The 17070-nt window shown below is 55.5% G+C and carries 13 protein-coding genes; 12 read left to right on the top strand and 1 reads right to left on the bottom strand.

Annotated elements, in window-relative coordinates:
- The first annotated feature begins 21 nt into the window (after positions 1 to 21).
- The 12 genes from H7849_RS04560 to H7849_RS04505 all read left to right on the top strand — a co-directional run bounded on the left by H7849_RS04560 (position 22) and on the right by H7849_RS04505 (position 16259).
- Positions 22 to 2520 (top strand): GH116 family glycosyl hydrolase, encoded by a 2499-nt coding sequence (locus H7849_RS04560; RefSeq protein ID WP_251106611.1) that lies wholly within the window; start codon positions 22 to 24, stop codon positions 2518 to 2520.
- 46 nt (positions 2521 to 2566) lie between these two features.
- On the top strand, positions 2567 to 3154 hold the full coding sequence (locus tag H7849_RS04555; protein WP_186744522.1) for a cupin: 588 nt from the start codon (positions 2567 to 2569) through the stop codon (positions 3152 to 3154).
- Between the two features lie 133 nt (positions 3155 to 3287).
- Entirely contained in the window at positions 3288 to 3977 is a 690-nt protein-coding gene (gene rpe / locus H7849_RS04550) for a ribulose-phosphate 3-epimerase (protein WP_186744520.1), read from the top strand.
- Positions 3978 to 4050: 73 nt separating this feature from the next.
- Entirely contained in the window at positions 4051 to 5700 is a 1650-nt protein-coding gene (bamD, locus tag H7849_RS04545; RefSeq protein WP_186744518.1) for an outer membrane protein assembly factor BamD, read from the top strand.
- A gap of 97 nt (positions 5701 to 5797) precedes the next feature.
- Positions 5798 to 8545, top strand: a complete 2748-nt coding sequence (locus tag H7849_RS04540; RefSeq protein ID WP_186744516.1) for a valine--tRNA ligase — start codon at positions 5798 to 5800, stop codon at positions 8543 to 8545.
- A 15-nt stretch (positions 8546 to 8560) separates the two neighbouring features.
- Positions 8561 to 9445, top strand: coding sequence for a carboxylating nicotinate-nucleotide diphosphorylase (gene nadC / locus H7849_RS04535; protein WP_186744507.1), 885 nt, complete (start codon positions 8561 to 8563; stop codon positions 9443 to 9445).
- 42 nt (positions 9446 to 9487) lie between these two features.
- The gene (locus tag H7849_RS04530) at positions 9488 to 10315 is read left to right on the top strand and encodes a biotin--[acetyl-CoA-carboxylase] ligase (RefSeq protein WP_186744505.1); all 828 of its coding nucleotides are present in this window, start codon (positions 9488 to 9490) and stop codon (positions 10313 to 10315) included.
- The gene (locus tag H7849_RS04525; RefSeq protein WP_186744503.1) at positions 10316 to 11119 is read left to right on the top strand and encodes a type III pantothenate kinase; all 804 of its coding nucleotides are present in this window, start codon (positions 10316 to 10318) and stop codon (positions 11117 to 11119) included. It abuts the gene before it with no gap.
- 34 nt (positions 11120 to 11153) lie between these two features.
- A complete protein-coding gene (locus H7849_RS04520) occupies positions 11154 to 11861 on the top strand; it encodes a hypothetical protein (protein WP_186744501.1) in 708 nt (235 codons plus the stop codon).
- Complete coding sequence (gene rlmD, locus H7849_RS04515; RefSeq protein WP_186744499.1) at positions 11858 to 13126, top strand: 23S rRNA (uracil(1939)-C(5))-methyltransferase RlmD; 1269 nt, start codon at positions 11858 to 11860, stop codon at positions 13124 to 13126. Before H7849_RS04520 ends, rlmD begins: the two co-directional genes overlap by 4 nt.
- 14 nt (positions 13127 to 13140) lie before the next feature.
- A complete protein-coding gene (locus H7849_RS04510; protein WP_186744497.1) occupies positions 13141 to 15831 on the top strand; it encodes a ComEC/Rec2 family competence protein in 2691 nt (896 codons plus the stop codon).
- Positions 15832 to 15935: 104 nt separating this feature from the next.
- A complete protein-coding gene (locus H7849_RS04505) occupies positions 15936 to 16259 on the top strand; it encodes a hypothetical protein (protein ID WP_251106610.1) in 324 nt (107 codons plus the stop codon).
- A 1-nt stretch (position 16260) separates the two neighbouring features.
- On the opposite strand, the gene H7849_RS04500 is transcribed toward H7849_RS04505, so the two are convergent.
- Positions 16261 to 17055 (bottom strand): DUF3108 domain-containing protein, encoded by a 795-nt coding sequence (locus H7849_RS04500; RefSeq protein ID WP_251106609.1) that lies wholly within the window; start codon positions 17053 to 17055, stop codon positions 16261 to 16263.
- Positions 17056 to 17070: the final 15 nt, after the last annotated feature.

Raw genomic sequence — 17070 nt, 5'->3', positions numbered from 1 at the left:
CGAGCGTAGCGTCGGAGATGTATGATGGCAAGGTTCGGAGGGGCCGGAAAGTTGCCGCTGGATCGTTTTATTTTTGTTGTTTTGCTGTTCTTAATCAATTGTCCGAACCTGCTTGCTGATGACCAAATCCCCCAAGCTGCCTGGCACATCGCAATTGGGCAGCCGCCTCCTAATCCCGGCGGTAAGAAACCCTCGTTGCCTACGGACATTGATGATGGCTTTTGGCAGGGAGCGCCTGTCGGAGGATTAGGCGCTGGCACTTTTTCGCGCAGTTATCGTGGCAATTTCGAGCGCTGGCATGTGAAGGTCGGGGTTCATAAGTATGAGAATGTACCGGGTAATCAATTTGCAGTCTTTGTACAACCGGAGGATGGCACAGCAAAGGCGGTTGCGCTTTCCACTGGCAAGCCGCTGAACGGAGCGCTCTCGGCGTGGGACTGGTCGTATCCGGCGGGTAAGGGCGAGTATGCGGCCCTATATCCCAAGTCATGGTTTGCCTATGACCCGGAAGTGCTCGGCATCAAGCTTACCCTTGAACAGTTTTCGCCTTTGCTTCCGAACAATTATCAGGAATCGAGCTATCCGGTTGCGCTTTACAACTGGTATGCGGAAAACCCCTCGGATAAGAAAATCACTGTCTCGTTGCTTTTCTCGTGGACGAACATGGTGGGCTGGTTCCGCGATCAATCCGCTGGCTTCAGCACGGCGCTCAGTAACCAAGACAAAAACCGCTACGTCACAGAAGACCTGAATGGCCCGACCGGAAGCGCGGAGTCGCTACGAGGTATCATCTTCGACCGTATTCGTACTGGTGCGGTTCGCGATGAGTGGGATGGCCAATTCGCTATCGCCGTTAAAGACGGCCCAGGTTTTGAAGTGTCTTACCTGACCACTTTTTATCCTCAGTTGACGGGCGACGAGGTATGGAGGCCATTCGCAACCGACGGACGGCTGCCGAATGCGAATCCGGATGTGGCCAGTAGCGGCGAGCAAATTGCCGGAGCCATCGCGGTTCGCTTCACGCTCGATCCGCATGAGAAAAAGCTAGTGCCCATGGCCTTGTCATGGGATCTGCCTCTGATTCAATTTGGCGGCGGTCGCAAGTGGGTGCGGCACTACACCAAGTTCTTCGGCGCCGAAGGAACCAACGCCTGGAAAATTGCAAAAGTCGCTCTTGAAAAAGATGAGGAGTGGAGCAAAGCGATCGACGAGTGGCAAAAGCCATATATTGAGGACGAATCGAAACCGCTGTGGTACCGCGGTGAACTCTTTAACGAGATGTACATCCTCGCCGATGGGGGAACGGTCTGGGCGCATGAACTCGATGGCATGGGGAATCCGAAGCATTTTTCCTCAAAAGACGAGGACAGCTTCAGTTATCTCGAGTGCTTCGATTACCCCGACTACGGCACTTTGGATGTTCGGTTCTACGGCTCGTTTTCTCTTATCCGTTTCTGGCCAGAGCTTGAAAAGCAGGAGATGCGCGAATATGCGGATACGGTGCAGGAGAGCAATCCTCAAAGGTATCTGTGGATATGGCAGGCGCTGCATGAGCACAAATTTGTGACCATGGAGCGGAAGACGGCTGGTTCGGTGCCACATGATCTCGGCGCTCCCGCGGAAGACCCATTCGTAAATGTGAACCAGTACAACTATCAGGACGTGTCAAACTGGCGCGACCTGAACAGCAAGTTCGTACTGATGATCTGGCGCGATTATGTCTACACCGGCAGCAAAGATCTGACTTTCCTGCATTACGCATGGAATGGGGTGAAGGCCGCGATGGAGCATCTGCGGCAGTACGACACCGATGGCGATGGACTGATTGAAAATGGCGGCTTTCCCGATCAGACTTACGATGACTGGATCGCCACTGGCGAAAGCGCTTATAGCGGCGGATTGTATTTAGCTGCGTTGCGGGCGACGACGGAAATCGCGCTGAAAGTCGGGGACACGAACGCCGCCAGTGAATACAACTCGCTTTTCAGAAAGGCCCAGTTGGCCTACATCACGAAACTCTGGAATGGAACCTACTTCGACTATGACACGCGGAGCGAATATCGCTCCGACATCATGGCCGATCAATTGGCCGGGCAATGGTATGCCAATCTCACTGGCCTGGGCGACCTTGTGCCGAAACGGATGCGCCTCTCGGCATTGAAGACGGTGTATAGCAACAACGTGATGCTCTTCGGAAACGGTGAGATAGGAGCAGCCAATGGTATGGGACCGAAAGGGGAGCCGCTCGATCAGAACCCGCAGGTCACCGAGGTATGGACGGGCACGACTTTCGGCGTGGCCTCGCACATGTTGTCAGAAGGGATGCGCGACGAAGCCTTCAAAACGGCGGAAGGTGTGTATAACGTCGTGTGGCGCGACCGCGGATACTTCTTCCGCACGCCGGAGGCGTACGACGAAGATGGCATGTACCGTGCCAGCATGTACATGCGTCCCGGCGCAATCTGGTCGATGGAATATGCGATGGAGTTGGCGAAACAAGAGCCGTCTAAGAAGAAGTGAGCGCAGTGCCGGGAGCCGGAGATAGGTCTCCGCGCATCTCATTCTTATGACGTATCTCGATCGACGCAGATTTAATGCTCTTCTCGCAGGACTCGGTCTGGCTTCAGCCGGTTCCGGATTCGCCAGCACGTCCAAGCCAGAGACATTGCAGCTCTCCCGTAACGGATGGATGCCGAACAATGAGCATCTGCCAGTGCTGCTCTATCGAGCAGTGATCCCTTCCGCCGGAGCAGATCCGGCAGCAGCGTTTGACGCCGCTTTTCTGCGCAATGGCTGGCCGCCGCAGTGGCGCAATGGCGTCTATGATTTTCATCATTATCATTCCACTGCACATGAAGTGCTTGGATTTGCCGGCGGTCATGCGCGCCTGATGCTAGGCGGCGAGAATGGACACGAAGTCGTGGTTCGTGCCGGAGACGTTGCGGTTTTGCCTGCCGGAACCGGCCATTGCAAACTAGACGCGAGCGCGGATTTTCTGGTCGTAGGCGCGTATCCTCCAAACCAGAATTGGGACATCTGCCGCAGCGCCCCGTCAGAGCAAGCGCTACAGCGCATGGCGAAGCTGCCCTTTCCTAAATCCGATCCAGTGGATGGATCTGCTGGAACACTGACGAACTTGTGGAAGTCAGTTTAGGACCTCAGCCGACAAGATTTTCCTGGCCGCCCAGAATATTCGCGTGCCGAGCGAGCGTTTGACGAGAAATCTATCCAGAACGGCTGATTTTGCAGAATCAGACTCGTAGCAAACTTGATACACTGGCGGTGTCGTGGTTGAGCTAGCTCCATCTATACTTTCGGCGGATTTTGCCCGTCTCGCGGACGAGGTTGCGGCTGCAGAACGCGGCGGCGGTACGGTCATCCATGTGGATGTAATGGATGGTCACTTCGTTCCCAACATTACGCTGGGTCCGCCTGTCGTCAAATCGCTGCGTAAGGTGACCACACTGCCGCTCGATTGCCACCTGATGATCGAGAATCCCGACGAGTTCATTCCCGAGTTTGCCGATGCCGGAGCAGACTGGATCAGCGTGCACTATGAAGCCTGCCGCCATCTCCACCGCACGCTGGAACTGATCGCTCAGCACGGGATGCAGCCTGCTGTGGTTATCAATCCGGCGACGGAGGTCGCGGTGCTGCGGCCCATTCTTGGAATGGTGCACCACGTTCTTGTCATGAGCGTGAATCCCGGTTTTGGCGGGCAGAAATTTATTCCCTACTCGCTCACGAAGTTGCGGCAGCTCAGGGAACTTCGCCAGGAACTGGGGCTGAGTTATAGGATTGAGGTGGATGGTGGAGTAGCTCACGATACGATTGTTTCTGTCGTCGAAAATGGAGGCGAGCTACTGGTAGCTGGGAATGCTGTTTTCGGTGATGGCAAGGCAGAGCAGAATGCACGCGAGTTGCTTGATACCGCACGCAAGGCAGCAGAAGTGGAGAGCTGGGGGCCGGTGGCCTGAAGGCTTATCAACGCAGGTTAGGGCTTTGCATGAGGAAGTATGGGCTCGAAGGCCTGCATAGGTTTGAGGTGTTATGAATCGTTTTGTGACCCAAGTCTCGACTGTTTGTCTGTGTCTGGCAATGGTGCCCGCAGCCCATGCAATCGGGAAAAAGAAGAAGAAGCAGTCGGATCTGAGTACGAATCCGTTGGGCAGTGTGAATTCAAAGCAGCCGGACAAGGAACTCTTCGACAAGGCCATGAGGGCCATGCAGAAGGGTAAGTATGATGTCGCCCGCCTTGATCTGCAGACGCTGCTGAACACCTATCCCGACACAGAATATGCGATGCGCGCCAAGCTAGCCGTCGGCGACACCTGGTATAAGGAAGGCGGATCGGCAGCGCTGACGCAGGCGGAGCAGGAATACAAGGACTTCATCACCTTCTTTCCCAACACGCCTGAAGCTGCCGAGGCGCAGATGAAGGTGGGCGACATCTACTTCCAGCAGATGCAAAAGCCCGATCGCGATCCGCAGAACGTGATGCACGCGGAAACAGAATACCGCCAGATGGTCCAGCAGTTTCCGGACTCTCCGCTCGTTCCTCGCGCCAAGCAGCGCCTGCGCGACGTGCAGGAAGTTCTGGCACAGCGCCAGTTTGAAATTGGCCAGTTCTACGCCTCGCATGAAAACTGGCCGGCGACGATTGCCCGTTTGCAAACCGTTGCCGACAGCTATCCACTCTTCAGCCACAGCGATCAGACGCTCATCACGCTGGGCGATGGTTATGTGACACAGGCACAGCTTGCTGGCAGACTGAATCTTCCACCGAAAGCAAAAGCAGAGCTAATCAGGGCCTATAACGATCGCGCGGCGGATGCCTACAGCCGCGTGGTGACCGTGTACGCGATGGCTCCTCACGTGGAAGATGCCAAGGACCGTTTGATTGCAATGGGCCGTCCGGTTCCTGAGCCGACGCAGGCACAGCTGGCCGAAAGCGAGGCAGAGGAAGGCAGCCGTACAACGGTCAAGCTGAAGGATCGCGCCATGCTACTGGTCAAGCAGGGTCCGTCCACCGTGCGTGCTGCGCGTGTAGGCGAACCTACGATGGCAGATGCGACGCAGACTACCGCACCTCAGGTCCGCGATAACACCGTGGCAATGTTTAACGCCGCGATGAAGGGCGAAGCCATGCCGCCTGCTCCGACGTATGGTGGAGGAGCAACGACCGCTTCTGCTGCAGCCGCTGCATCTACTGGTGCCGCTCCTTCTGCAGCTACAGGGAATGGAACAGCAGTGGAAATGGAAGCCGTTCCGACGGGCACGAGTGGTGGTAACTCGACCAGTGTTGAGATTGTGAACCCGAGCGCCAGCTCTTCCGGTAATTCCTCGAGCGGAGCAGCTCCTGCAGGAGCAGGAAATGAAGCTGCTCCCGGTGTTGGAAATGGGGCGTCCCCTGCGGCTGCTGCGCCAGCACCGGCTGGCAATCCGGCAGGGGCGGGAGCACCGGACCCAAATTTTGGACTGAAGCCAGTCGGTCCGGCAGCTACAAACGCTGCTCTCCCGCCAGTTGACAAGCCGGCCGAAGCTCCTGATCAGGTCAACGACGTCAAGGCGGGCAATCAGCCGGCACAGGTGCAGACGGGGACGAAGAAGGGCAAAGCCAAGAACGTCCCGGTCGACAAGAGCAAGGAATCTTCCAGCAAGAAGAAGAAGACGGGACTCGACAAGCTGAATCCGTTTTAAAAACAGAAGCAGTTGAATCGAAGAAGGCCGCCTCTTTGGCGGCCTTTCTGCTTCTGGCGAAATGCTTTATCGTGAAAGGTTAGGTCTTCTTTAAAAAATGTCACACGATCTACCGAAAGCTTATGACCCGACAGCGATTGAAGATCGCTGGGCAGAATATTGGGTTCACGAACGTCTCTTCGACGTGCCAACTCCTGAAGGCGCGCCCGCTGCGCCAGTTTTTACTATTTTGCTCCCTCCGCCGAACGTGACTGGCCGTCTCCACATGGGGCACATGCTCAACCAGACAGAGATGGATATTCTCACGCGCTGGCGTCGCATGTCAGGCGATCTGGCCCTCTGGCTGCCTGGAACGGACCACGCCGGCATCGCAACGCAATTGATGGTGGAACGCCAGCTCGCCTCAGAGAACAGTACACGGCAGGAACTTGGCCGCGAGGCTTTCGTTGAGCGCGTGTGGCAGTGGAAGCAGCACTATGGCGGGGCGATTCTCGATCAGATGAAACGCCTGGGCGCAAGCGTGGACTGGTCGCGTGAGTACTTTACGATGGACGACAATCTGTCCATTGCAGTGCGCGAAGCCTTTGTCCGTCTGCATGAACAGGGCCTGATTTATCGCGGGGCCTACATCGTGAACTGGTGCCCACGCTGTCAGACGGCCATCAGCGACCTTGAAGTAGTACATGAAGAACAGCAGGGTAAGTTATGGGAGATTAACTATCCTGTCATTGAAGAGCCGGGGCAGTATTTGACCGTCGCCACAACTCGACCTGAGACGATGCTGGGCGACGTAGCGGTGGCTGTGAACCCGGACGATGAGCGCTACAAGCATCTACATGGCAAACGCCTGCGGCTGCCGCTGGTGGAACGCGAAATTCCCGTCATCACTGACGCGTGGGTGAGCGCCGATTTCGGCACAGGCGCTGTGAAGGTGACACCTGCGCATGACCCGAATGATTTCACACTTGGACAGCGGCATGGGCTGCCCTCTGTCAATGTGATGGACGAGACTGCGCATATCAACGCAGAAGGAGGAATATACGCGGGACTCGATCGTTACGAAGCTCGCAAGCGCGTTCTTGCCGCGCTTGAGGCGCAGGGCCTGCTTGTAGCAGCCAAGGATCACGTGAATGCGATCGGCAAGTGCGATCGCTGCGGAACGGTTGTCGAACCACGACTCTCGACACAGTGGTTCATCAAGATTCAGCCGCTTGCCGACAAAGCGATTGCTGCCGTCGAACAGGACTACATTAAGTTCACGCCTGAGCAATATGCGAAAACCTATTTCGAGTGGATGCGCAACATCCATGACTGGTGCATCTCACGGCAGTTGTGGTGGGGACATCGCATTCCCGCGTGGCACTGCCTGACGTGCAAGCAGATTACGGTGGCACGTGATACTCCGGCGACGTGTTCCCACTGCGGCGGCGCGGAGTTGCAACAGGAGACCGACGTACTCGACACCTGGTTCTCGTCGGGTCTCCTTCCCTGCTCCGTTTTTGGCTGGCCTCACCACACACATGCTGCCGATGTTTTTTATCCCACGCAATTGCTTGTAACCGGCTTCGACATTCTTTTTTTCTGGGTGGCGCGCATGATCATGCTCGGCTGCCACTTCATGCTCGATATGCCGATGCCGGATGGTTCCGAACGCATGCTGAAAGATGCTGTGCCTTTCCGGGAGGTGTACATTCATGCGCTGGTGCGTGACGCCGACCGCCAGAAAATGTCGAAGACCAAAGGCAACGTGATCGACCCGATCGAGATCGTCAGCAAATATGGCACCGATGCCGTGCGCTTCACGCTGGCAGCGATGGCCTCGCCAGGAACCGACATTGCATTCAGCGAAGCGCGGACCGAAGGATACCGCGCTTTCGCAAACAAAATATGGAACGCGGCTCGCTTCATCTTTATGAATGTGGACCGCGCCGCCGAAGTAGGAATCGTGGTCGATCCTTATACGCTGGTAAATTCCTTTGGCCCGGATGAGCATGATCCCATCGAAGCGCGATGGATTGTGTCGCGCCTGAACAACACGGCGACTGAGGTGAACAAGGCTCTCGAAGAGTATCGCTTCCACGAAGCCGCCAACCTCGTATACCAGTTCTTCTGGGGCGACTTCTGCGACTGGTATCTGGAGATCGTAAAGCTTCGGCTGAACTTCAGCGAGTCAGCAGGCAAGCAGGCCATCAAGTCCGCCCTCACAACTCTTCTGAGCACATTTGAAGCAGCTCTGCGCCTGCTTTCGCCCTTTATGCCATTCATTACCGAAGAGTTATGGCATGCAATGTATAACGGCATGCCTCCTGCGAAGTCGATTGCGCTATCACGTTATCCGCAGCCGCTCGAAGAAGCGCTGAGCGCCCAGGTCGAAGCGGATATATCGATCCTGCAGGATTTGATCGTGACGGTGAGGGCTCTGCGGAAAGACCTCGATGTACCCGAGCGTCAGCTCGTGGCCATCCAGGTCACGGCATCCGAAAAAGTTCAGGCACTTATGGAAACAAACCGCTCGATCATCGAGAAACTTGCGCGCGTCACCACAATTGATTTCCCTGCCGTTTGGAATCTGAGCTCTGCCAACACAAGAACGACAGCCAACTTCACCGTCGGCTCGCCTTACGAAAAGCCGATTGATATCGCCGTCGAACGGGAGCGGCTGAAGAAGAAGCTGGAACAGTACGAGAAGATGCTTGTCAATGCGGAGCGTCAACTCGGCAACGAGGCGTTTCTCGCAAAGGCTCCGGAAAAAGTTGTCTCGGGATTGAAAAAGCAAGCATCGGAAGCGGCAATGCTGCGCCAGGAAACACTCGACGCGATTGAGAAGTTGGAAGGTCTCGCTTAATCACAGAGGAAGCCTATGGATTGGAAAAGCAGGCGGGTTGAGGCAATTCTGGAGCAGGCGCTGGTGGAGGACAAGGCCACGAGCGATGTCACCACGGCAGTCACGATCGATCCGAACCTGCGCGCCTCGGCCACGATTATTGCCAAGCAGGATTGCGTGATCTCTGGCCTGGGCTGCATACCGCGCTTTCTGGATATCTTTGGGAGGCTCGATAAGCGCAACAGTGGACGCTATGAAGTTATCAGTCACCCGGAGATATTCGAGGGGGTGCGCGTCAAGAAGGGACAGGCAATCGCTGTAATTCGGCATAACGCACGTGTCATCCTCGCCTGCGAACGCGTCACACTAAACCTGATGCAGCGAATGAGCGGCATCTCGACGATGACGCGACAGTATGTCGACGCAATTGCCGGCACTGGCGCCCGCGTGCTGGACACACGCAAAACGATTCCGGGCCTGCGTATCCTCGACAAGTATGCCGTGCGGTGCGGTGGTGGCGAGAACCATCGTCTCGACCTTTCCGACGGCATTTTGATTAAGAACAACCACATCTCGCTCGGTGGTGGCATCGAGAAAGTACTGCAGCGCGCGCAGGAATTACGCAAGCCAGGACAAACCATCGACATTGAAGTGCGCACCTTTGACGAACTAGAAAGGGCCTTGGACAACGGTGCTGAGTCTCTGTTGCTCGACAACATGACTCCTGGCGAGATTAAGAAAGCAGTCGGCATCGTGCATGGTCGAGGACTAACGATCCCCATCGAAGCCTCTGGCGGTATCGTGCTTGAGAACATCCGCAATTATGCCCTCGCCGGAGTGGATTACATCTCTGTAGGCGCGCTCACGCACTCCGCTGTTGCAGTGGATCTGAGTATGAAAATTACGGCTGAGATTTATTAGCCAATCGATTCGTCCATCTTAGCGAAGCCAAGAATCTGACCGATGCAGTTTGACCCAGAAGATCCATTCAATATTGCAGAACTTGACCGGGGCCTGATTGAAACTCCGTTCGCCGGCAAACTGCATTTCTTTCCCTCCATTCATTCGACCAACACTTATGCTATGCAGCAGGCAGAAGCGGGCGCTCCAGAGGGTACGGTCTATTTTGCTGACGAGCAGACCGCAGGACGTGGACGCGGAGCGCACAAGTGGTCCTCACCTCCAGGCTCCGGCCTTTATGTAAGCATCTTGCTGCGGCCTGGCATTCCTCCTGCAGATGTGCTCTGGCTTTCATTGGCTGCCGGGCTTGCCGTACGGGATGCTGTCATGCAAGTAACATCGCTCGCTTGTGACCTGCGCTGGCCCAATGACTTACTATTCGGACCCCGAAAATTTTGCGGTATTCTCACTGAGCTCAATGCAGAAGTCACCCGCATCCGTCACCTTGTGATTGGCATCGGCATTAATGTGCATCAGCGGCAGTTTCCGTCGGAACTAAGCCAAATTGCGACATCGTTACAGATCGAAACTGGCCGCGCCTGGCCACGCCAGGACTTGCTCACTGCCCTGCTACAATCACTTCATCGTGAAGTGATTACACTTACTGATTTCACCCAGTCAGAGGCCGCAAAGCAGTCTATTCTTTGTCGGCTGGAAAAAGCGTCCAGTTGGGTGCGTGGCAAACAGGTGCGCGTTGAAGAGACGGATGGCTTCGAGGGAGTGACCGAGGGCCTTGACACTCGCGGTTTTTTGCAGGTGCGCACTCCGCATGGTTTGCGCACGGTCTTTTCAGGTGGAGTTCGCGAAACAAGAAATGTCCGTGGGAAATAAATGCTCCTTGTTTTGAACGTAAACAACACAAATACCGTCATCGCGATTTACCCTCTCCATGCTGACGGCCGCGTGGGCGAAATGCGCGCAACCTGGCGGATCAGCACGCGGCACGCACAAACTGCCGATGAGTACGGCATTCTGGTACAGAGCCTGCTGCAAAGCAAGGGGGTCGAAAGCAGCGCCGTCAGCGGCATCGTGGTCGCGTCGGTTGTTCCCCCCATGGATTGGATACTGCGAGTCTTTTGCGAACGTTATTTTCATCACAAGCCGCTCTTCATCGAGCCGGGAGTTAAGACAGGACTGCCAATTCTCACGGACAATCCCAGCGAAGTGGGAGCTGACCGCGTGGCCAATTGCGTTGGGGCATTCCAGAAATATGGCGGGCCGTGCATTGTTGTGGACTTCGGGACCGCCACAAACTTTGACGTGATTTCAAAGAAAGGCGAATTTCTTGGCGGCGCCATCGCTCCGGGCATCAACATTTCGGCGGAGGCACTCTTTGCGCGAGCAGCGCGGCTTCCCCGTGTCGAAATCAAGAAGCCAGCGAAGATCATCGGCACGAACACTGTCGATAATCTGCAGATCGGGCTCTTTTACGGACATATAGGCCTCGTGGACAGCATTCTCGAACGCATGATCGCGAAGCTTGGCCCTGACACAAAGTGCGTGGCCACCGGAGGGCTTGCGCATCTCATCGCCGATGAGTCGAAATTCATCTCAGAAGTGAATGACATGCTCACGCTCGATGGCTTGCGTATCATCTATGAGCGCAATCGCGCTACGAAAAACGTTGCGAGTTGAACCGCAGGCGTCCGCCTCCTAATATCGTCGTACCTTGGAAAACTATTTCAATTACTTCACGGAGATCGAAGAGCACTTCCAGCGGCGGCGGGGCTCGCTGTTGTTGCTGTCGACGCTTGACTGGGCGTTGATTGAAACCTGGCGTGAGGCAGGCGTACCACTGACCGCGGTGCTGCGCGGTATCGATGCCGCGTTCGACAAATATGAATCCCGAAAATCGCGGACACGTGTTCGCCGCGTGAATGGCCTCGCGTATTGCACACAGGAGGTCATGACGGCGGTCGAGGAGATGCAAGAAGCATCGGTTGGCGCCTCACCCGCGCGCGGTAAAGAAGAGCCTGCACCCGGGTTTGAAGCTGACCGAATTGCGAATCACCTTGAATCGTGTGCCAGTGCTTTACTGACCGCGACACTTACAGGCATCGCCGAAGAGGGGGCTCACGAAATGAATCAGCGATTGCGCGGACTAGCGACAGGCGTTCGTACCGAGCAGCCGGAACTCGAAGAATTGGAGCGAACACTCACTGTACTTGAAGAAAAGCTTTTTGCGTTGTTGCTCGCCACCACAGCAGAAGCCGATCTGACAGCGGTCCGCGAACAAGCATCGCGTGAATTGGCTCCCTATCGAAGGCGTATGCAGGCGGTGCAGATTCGCCAGATCGAACAACAATTTCTGCACAAACGACTGCTCGAGAAATACCGGTTACCGCGCTTCAGCCTCTTTTACATGAGCCAGCTATGAGGCTTGAGATTGAAAAGTGCGTCTATGGCGGTGCAGGACTTGCACGTGCCGACGGCAAAGCGATTTTTGTGCCTTTTACGCTGCCCGGCGAAGTTGTTGAGGCACACATCACCGAAGACAAAGGCAGCTATGCCAATGCGGAGTTGGATGGCGTGCTTGATCCATCGAACGAACGTGCGGCTGCCCCTTGTGATTATTTTGGGCAATGCGGTGGGTGCCAATATCAGCACGCTGCTTACGCACAGCAGGTGGACCTAAAGGTCAATATTTTGCGGGAAACGCTCGAGAGGGCGCGGATCGCTTCCATTCCTGAGATTATTTCGGTATCCGCGGAGCCGCTCGCTTACCGCAATCGCGTGCGCCTGCACATACAACGTGAACCCTTCGCTCTTTGCTATAAGAAGCGTGCCTCCCACTCGAATCTTGCGGTAAACAGATGCCCTATCGCAGCTCCCTTGCTGCAACGAGCTAGTGCCGCCGCAACACGAATCGGTTCGGAGTTTTTTCAAGAATTCGACGAAATCGAATTCTTCTCAAACGGCGATGAGAGCGAGCTGCTCCTGTCGCTTAGGACGCGGCACTTAGTCAGGAACTTGCCCTCAGCGCTGAAAGAAGTTTGCGAGGATTTGCGACAAGAGCTTCCAGCGCTCGCTGGGGCAAGCGTCTTCTCAACCAGCGACGCAAAACACCCGGATAAACATGTGGCCGAGTGGGCAGCACAGGCGCTCTCGTATCGAGTGGGTGATTTTGCATATTCCGTGAGCGCCGGATCCTTTTTTCAAGTGAATCGATTTCTCGTTTCGCAGCTGGTCGAGCTTGTCACTGCGGAGTTTTCCGGCGGACTTGCATGGGATTTATATGCGGGTGTTGGGTTGTTTGCGCAGGCACTCGGCCGGAACTTTGGGAAGATTGTTGCAGTTGAAGCTGCTCCATCGTCATGGAACGATCTGCGTCGGAATCTTTCTAGCGACGCGCACAAAACGGTTCGGAGTGGCACCCTGGAGTTCTTGCACAGACCGCAAGGAGGAACGCCCGACCTTGTCGTCATAGACCCGCCGCGCACTGGCCTTGGAGGCAAAGTCGTCTCCCTGCTTACCAAAGTAAGGCCGCAGACCATCGTTTACGTCTCGTGTGACCCGTCAACGCTCTCGCGCGATCTCCGCGCGTTGGTAGAATCCGGTTATCACCTCAGAACTATTCACATGGTGGATCTCTTTCCGCAGACGTTCCATCTCGAAAGCGTCACGGTGTTGTCGCTCGGTTGACCTCTGCTGGAGCGATGGCGGATCATGTCTCGGGCATCGATAAAGACGCGCCGTTTTCTATGATCACTGAACCATTACGCTTCCATTTTGTTCCCTTGCTGTTCGCTTCTATTTGTTTTTCAGTTGGCATTTCCATTGCACGCTATATCTGGCTCTCCCCTGCACTGCTCCTCTTTGGGCTCTTTCTTTGCGGCATCGTGTCCCTAGTGGCCGCGTACAAGGAGTCCAAAGTTTCTTCGTTGCCGCTTGGTGTCGTCTTTCTTCTTCTCGGAGCCGTTTGCGCAGAGATTGCTCCACGACCAGATCCGCAAACTCAGCTTGTCCAGCTTGCCGACGGGACACAACGAACTATCGAGGGAACGGTCATCAGACTTGGACCGATGCGGCGCATCGAATCTACGCTTCCTTTTTCGGATAAGCCACGGGAGGAGCAAAGCCAACAAGTACAAATTGCCGTAACGTCCATATTTTCGGAAGCCGGTACAAAACGGGAGGTGACGGGCGGCCTTTCCCTGACACTCTATGCACCGTCAGATGCTGTATTGCCGGCCATTACGTGCGCCGATACGGTGCGCGCGACGGTAACCATGCGACAGCCTGAAAGATATCTCGATCCCGGAGTGTGGGACGAGCGCGAGTATATGCTCAACGAGGGCATTGGGGCATTTGGCAATGGCAAACCAGCTGGATTCACAATCATTTCCAAAACGGCTTATGCATCGCCTCGGTGCCGGCTACACACGATTCAACTGAATGCAAGCTCACGCCTGCTCGCCTTCGCGGACGATCAAGAATCGTCATCGAAGTTGCCTTCCTTCTTCAGACTGAACCACGAAGATGCGACTATGCTGGCGGCGATGCTGACCGGTGACCGGAGCTATCTCTCACGTGGTGTGCGTACCGGCTTCGAACGTACGGGATCGTTCCATCTGCTTGTTGTCTCCGGCATGCACCTGGCGATTTTTGCTGGACTCATCTTCTTCATCGCGAAGGCTGTCCGCGTCCCACGCATTCCAGCAACATCCACCACCATTCTGCTTGCCTTCTTCTATGCGCTCTTTACCGGATACGGCCAACCGGTGCAGCGCTCGTTCTGGATGATCGCACTATTTCTTCTGGGTCGGCTCTTATGGCGGGAGCGTAACGCGCTGAATGCAATTGCCTTTGCGGCTCTTGCCCTGCTAGTGATGAAACCGCAGGCACTCTTCGACGCCGGATTTCAGATGACGTTGCTCTCCGTGCTGGCGATTGCGGGTATTGCCGCGCCGATTGCGGAAAAGACCTTCGCACCCTATCTTGCAGCGTTGCGCGACCCTTGGCTGTTGGCAATTGATCCGACGCTTCCTCCACGAGTCGCGCAATTTCGGGTAAGCCTGCGGCTGATTGTGGAGCATACTCGCCTCTTGGCGGGCCGGAGAGCAGCCAACTGCATCCCTTTTCTTCTGCGTATATCCCTCAGATCTGTTGAGCTGTTACTGATTTCGGTCATCGTGGAGCTAGTCATGTCGCTGCCGATGGCTCTCTATTTTCACCGCATTACTGCCGTTGCATTACCTGTGAATTTTGTCGTAATTCCGTTGCTTGGCATTCTTCTGCCATCCGCGATTCTTACGCTTCTGGCTGTGCTGATTGTGCCTGTCGCCGCATTCGTGCCGGCTGCTATAACGACATCTGTGCTGCATGCGGTACTGTGGACTGTTCATCTGTTTGCCGCCACGATGTCTAGCGATCTGCGCACGCCAACACCATCCATTGCGGCCATTATCTGCTGGATGATCTGTTCCGCATTTGCGATATGGATCGTCCGGGCAAACCGCTTCGCGATTGCCATCGCGATAAGCTCACTTGCAATTGCTGCTTCGATTGTGCTCCTGCCACATCGGCTTCTCTATCGCCATGACGCATTGGAAATAACGACAATTGACGTTGGGCAAGGCGACTCGTTGCTGGTGGTCACGCCGGACGGAAAGACACTGCTCATCGACGCTGGCGGCATTGCCGGTACGTCAGCTGACTCGAAATTCGATATGGGCGAGGATGTTGTCTCGCAGATGTTGTGGGCGCGCGGCATTCGCAGGCTGGACGCTGTAGCGATCACCCATGCTCACGCCGATCACATAGGCGGTATGCCAACAGTTCTCGAAAACTTTCGTCCGCGTGAGTTGTGGATTGGATGTAACCCGAATTCGCCGGCTTACGACCGCCTCATGCGCGAAACAGAAGTACTTGGCATCAAGACACTTCGCAAAATGGCGGGCGATTCATTTCACTTCGGAAGCGTCGACATCCATGTTCTTTCTCCAGCGCGTGGCTACATTCCCAAGACAAGTCCTAGCAATGACGATTCCCTGGTACTGCGCGTAAGCTTTGGCGCAACTTCTGCCCTCCTGGAAGGAGACGCCGAAGCGCCAAGCGAGGCAAGCATGGTTGCCTTGGGCAATCTGCGCTCTGATCTGTTGAAGGTGGGCCACCACGGCAGCAAGACGTCCACCACATCCGGATTTCTTGGGGCCGTATCGCCTTCTTATGCCGTCATTTCGGTCGGGCAGCGCAACTACTATGGCCACCCTAAACTAGAAACTCTTGAAAAGCTTGAGACTGCCAACGTTCATACCTATCGGACAGACTTGCTTGGGGCTTCAACGTTTTACCTCGATGGAAAGCATGTCACTACGGCTGGATGGCGGCAGGTTCCAGTCAGGTAAGGTACCAAATCGGTTAAAGCAAGCATCTTTTCCATTTGCAGAGCATCCCTACCGTTGTAGGATGACGGGAAAGCAAGCCCCAAAGTCGCCTATGGAGGACAAGAATGGGCCCAAGTGAAGTTGATGGTAGCAGAGACCTTCCGCGTACACACATCAACTCCCCCGCTACAAATGGTGAGTCTTCACCTCAGACCCTTGAAGAACTGCGCGAGGAACAGCGTAAGATCCGCCGCCTGCAAATGATGATGAACATGGTGATGTCGGTCATCAGCCAGGACAACACCCTTACCGTCGACGAAGCCGCCGCAATGGTAGCCGATACCCGTCGCGCTGCGCTGGCCATGTTTCCGGATAAGGAACTGGCTTACAACCTTATTTACAAGCCGCGCCTGCAGCGATTGATGCGTGAGCGGTATCGAATCCAGTAATTCATTTCTGTTCGACGTTTGTCAGCAGGAACGTAATCGTTCCCCAGAAGAGTCGCGCCCGCATCTGCACCGGCATGTGGCGATCATCATCCGTGTACCATATCCAGATGTTACCGCGGTTCTTCACCACGCCTGCGTCCGCAGTAGGCTGTACCCGTACGGTCTGATATGTCCCTGTAGGCGTCTTGACCGATTCCTTACCCTCAATCTTCATGGTTACAGGAATCGTTTTTCCCGCGTCGAAAATCGGCATCTGAAAACCCTCGCCAGTCTGTAAGGGCTGCGATGCTGTGTAGAAAATCGCGGAGAGCAGGTCCGATACGCACGCAGGAATCGCGGTCTCCTGGTGCTTGCTGATGCCGGAGACGAGGTTCTTCTCATCCAGGATCCCCTTGCCCTGTAGATAATTGAACTTCAGGTCGCTGTTCACCTGACGGCGCCCCTCGATGAGCTGTTTGCTGAATCCAAGGGAGCATCCAGTGCGCCGGTTAAAGGAAGACTGAAAGCGGTCGCTGACGCGGTAGATGAGATTCACGGCACCGATCGAATCGCCGACAACGGTGATGCGCTGTACATCGCCGTCCGCTTCCTGACGGAAGGTTACGGTGCCAGCAGGAAAGACGCGCCAGTCTACGCTATAAGTGAGGCTCTGCCTGGCCGGGAGACCGAGGCCAGGATGCGGAGCCGGAAGCTGGGGACTGTTTTGAACAGGCTGAGTCTGCGAACTTTGGGCCCGTATAACCGCCAGCAACAAAAAGCACAAAAGGATGGGGAGAAATCCACGACGCCAATTCAAAATCCGTGCTCACTC

This window comes from Alloacidobacterium dinghuense (genome assembly GCF_014274465.1).
In the GTDB taxonomy this organism is placed as follows: Bacteria; Acidobacteriota; Terriglobia; order Terriglobales; family Acidobacteriaceae; genus Alloacidobacterium; species Alloacidobacterium dinghuense.
Note: the sequence above shows the minus strand (reverse complement) of the source record. Positions and strands in the feature narration are given on the sequence as shown.